The following is a 3,301-nucleotide window of genomic DNA, read 5'->3' on the forward strand; positions in this document are numbered from 1 at the left end:
CTCCGGAGCCTAGAGTAATTCCAGGAAAAGGCTGAAACAGTTTTCCGTCCGGAATTGCGTCAACTCTAGTCTCGGTCGACGATCCCGATCATCGGCAGGACATGCTCGCGTTCAAACACGATGTGCCGGCGCAGATTCTCGAACAGGCCGCGCAACATGAACCCGATGGCTTCGGGGTTTTCGACCGCCTCGCCATGACCGATGGCCAGCAGAATTTCGGTCACCTCACCGCCAAAGCATTCGTCTTCCATATGTTCGGCCCGCAATCGCCGGGTTGAGGCAAGGTTCGCATTGCTGCTGACCACGGCATCCTCGTAGGCGGGAAAGATGACCGTCTCTTCGTATTGATCAATGTTGCGCAGCAGCGGAACGATCGCGTTGGCCGCGCCGAGACACTCCAGGCGATCGACGCCGGGCAAGGCGCCCGCCATTCTTTCCAGGGCGTCGCAGAGCTGCAGCTTTTCCCTGTGCGCGCGCTTCATCACCGCGGCTGGACCACTTCCCTGCTGGATCGATCAGTCGGTGCGGGATTTTCATCGCCTGCTTCGAACAGCGACGATCCCAGCCCTTTCTTCCGGCTCAAGGGCGGCCTCCGAGTGCAAGACCACGCTGCCCAATCAGAAGGGGCTGGGCTTTGACATGGATCAAGGCGGCGACAACGCGACTGCTGAATTGGTGTCTATGCGGATTGGCGTCCGCGCATCGGAATCCGAGGTCGGGGATAGCTCATGAAGTTCGGCACGCAAATCTTCGTTTTGAGCCTTTTCACATTTGCAGCCCTGGTGGCCGCGGGCTTCGGCGTGGACCAGCCCTTTCGACAGCATATGTGGGTGCTGTTTTTTGTGTTGCTTGGTTTTGTCGCCATCCTCATCCGCAACACGAATTTCGAGGTGGCCGCTCCGATTGACCCATCCGCTTACATGGATGGTCCAATCCGCTACGGCGCCATCGCCACCATGTTCTGGGGTGTCGTCGGCATGCTTGTCGGCGTGGTCATCGCGCTGCAGCTTGCCTACCCCGAACTCAACATCCAGCCCTGGTTCAACTTCGGCCGTTTGCGGCCGCTGCATACGTCCGGAGTGGTCTTCGCATTCGGCGGCAACGCATTGCTTTGCACGTCATTGTACGTCGTGCAACGCACCTGTCGCGCGCGCCTGTTCGGCGGCGATCTCGCCTGGTTCGTGTTCTGGGGTTACCAGCTTTTCATTGTCATGGCCGCGACCGGCTATCTGCTCGGCATCACCGAGAGCCGGGAATACGCCGAACCCGAATGGTACGTGGACATCTGGCTGACCATCGTCTGGGTCGCCTATCTCATCTTGTTCCTCGGCACGATCTTCAAGCGCAAGGAACCGCACATCTACGTCGCCAACTGGTTTTACCTCTCCTTCATCGTGACCATCGCGATGCTGCATGTGATCAACAACCTGTCGATGCCGGCCTCGTTCCTGGGCTCAAAGAGTTACTCCGCCTTTTCCGGGGTCCAGGACGCCCTGACGCAATGGTGGTATGGCCACAACGCCGTCGGCTTCTTCCTCACTGCCGGCTTCCTCGGCATGATGTATTACTTCGTGCCCAAGCAGGCGAACCGGCCGGTCTATTCCTATCGGCTGTCGATCATCCATTTCTGGGCGATCATCTTTCTCTACATCTGGGCCGGGCCGCATCACCTGCACTACACCGCCCTGCCCGATTGGGCGCAGACGCTCGGCATGGTGTTCTCGATCATGCTGTGGATGCCGTCATGGGGTGGCATGATCAACGGCCTGATGACGCTGTCCGGCGCCTGGGACAAGCTGCGCACGGACCCCATCATCCGTATGATGGTGATGGCCATCGCCTTCTACGGCATGTCGACCTTCGAAGGTCCGATGATGTCGATCAAGACGGTCAACTCGCTGTCGCATTACACCGACTGGACCATTGGCCACGTGCACTCCGGTGCGCTCGGCTGGGTCGGCATGATCTCGTTCGGCGCAATCTACTTCATGGTGCCGAAGCTCTGGAACCGTGAGCGGCTCTACTCGCTGAGGCTCGTCACCTGGCACTTCTGGCTGGCGACCCTGGGGATCGTCGTCTACGCCGCCGTCATGTGGGTTTCCGGCGTCATGCAGGGCCTGATGTGGCGTGAATACGACGAGCAGGGTTTCCTGGTCTATTCCTTCGCCGAAACCGTGGCCGCCATGCATCCCTACTATCTCATGCGCGCCATTGGCGGGGCAATGTATCTCTCCGGCGCCCTGATCATGGCCTGGAACATCGCCATGACCATCCTCGGATACCAGCGCGAGGAGGAGCCGATGCCCGGCTCTGTTCCCGCCCTTCAGCCTGCCGAATAAGGAGCCAGACAATGGGCTTGATGGACAGACACGCACTCATCGAGAAGAACGCCACGCTTCTTCTCGTTGGCTCTCTTCTTGTGGTGACCGTCGGCGGCATCGTCGAGATCGCACCGCTCTTCTATCTCGACAACACGATCGAGAAGGTGGAAGGCATGCGCCCCTATTCGCCGCTCGAACTTGTCGGGCGCAACATCTATGTGCGCGAGGGCTGCTACCTCTGCCACAGCCAGATGATCAGGCCGTTCCGCGACGAAGTCGAGCGCTACGGTCACTACAGCCTGGCTGCCGAGTCGATGTACGATCATCCTTTCCAGTGGGGATCGAAGCGTACCGGGCCGGACCTCGCCAGAGTTGGCGACCGCTACTCGAATCTGTGGCATGTCGAGCATCTCACGGATCCGCGTTCGGTGGTGCCGGAATCGATCATGCCGAGCTACGCGTTCCTCAAAGACACGCCGATCGAGGTGGAGGACTTCTCGACGCATCTGGTTGCCAACAGGCGTGTCGGTGTCCCCTACAGCGATGACATGATCGCCCGCGCCAATGCCGACCTGATGGCGCAAGCCGATCCCAACGCCGACACGTCCGGCCTCGAAGCCCGCTACCCCAAAGCCAAGATCGGCGACTTCGACGGCAACCCGCAACAGGTCACCGAAATGGATGCCCTTGTCGCTTATCTCCAGATGCTCGGCACGCTGGTCGATTTCAAGAACTACGACGAAGCCGCGGGCTATCGCTGAGGGAGTTCTACCCATGGATTACAATTTGATGCGAGAGTTTGCCGACAGCTGGGGCCTGGTCGCCATGGCGCTTTTCTTTGTCGGCGCGACTGCCTTCGCGCTCCGCCCCGGCAGCCGCAAGCTGGCCGACGAGGCTGCCCGGATTCCCCTTGAGGACGAGTGGCCATGAGCGACGAGCATATCGATGAAATCTCCGGCGTCTCGACCACCGGCCACGAA

4 protein-coding genes are annotated in these 3,301 nt (G+C 60.0%); 3 read left to right on the forward strand and 1 reads right to left on the reverse strand.

The features are described 5' to 3' along the window. Positions 1 to 65: 65 nt before the first annotated feature. Positions 66 to 482 (reverse strand): hemerythrin domain-containing protein, encoded by a 417-nt coding sequence (locus EN914_RS29260; RefSeq protein WP_024505303.1) that lies wholly within the window; start codon positions 480 to 482, stop codon positions 66 to 68. Between the two features lie 246 nt (positions 483 to 728). On the opposite strand from EN914_RS29260, the gene ccoN reads away from it, so the two are divergent. From ccoN to EN914_RS29275, 3 genes are read left to right on the forward strand one after another with little or no spacing between them, the layout of a single operon-like run. After that, on the forward strand, positions 729 to 2,339 hold the full coding sequence (gene ccoN / locus EN914_RS29265) for a cytochrome-c oxidase, cbb3-type subunit I (protein ID WP_024505304.1): 1,611 nt from the start codon (positions 729 to 731) through the stop codon (positions 2,337 to 2,339). Between the two features lie 11 nt (positions 2,340 to 2,350). Further along, positions 2,351 to 3,082, forward strand: coding sequence for a cytochrome-c oxidase, cbb3-type subunit II (gene ccoO, locus EN914_RS29270; RefSeq protein WP_013525001.1), 732 nt, complete (start codon positions 2,351 to 2,353; stop codon positions 3,080 to 3,082). Positions 3,083 to 3,095: 13 nt separating this feature from the next. Beyond that, a complete protein-coding gene (locus EN914_RS29275) occupies positions 3,096 to 3,251 on the forward strand; it encodes a cbb3-type cytochrome c oxidase subunit 3 (RefSeq protein WP_127389446.1) in 156 nt (51 codons plus the stop codon). Positions 3,252 to 3,301: the final 50 nt, after the last annotated feature.

It is taken from the genome of Mesorhizobium sp. M7A.F.Ca.CA.001.08.2.1 (genome assembly GCF_003998455.1).
GTDB classification, from domain to species: Bacteria; Pseudomonadota; Alphaproteobacteria; order Rhizobiales; family Rhizobiaceae; genus Mesorhizobium; species Mesorhizobium ciceri.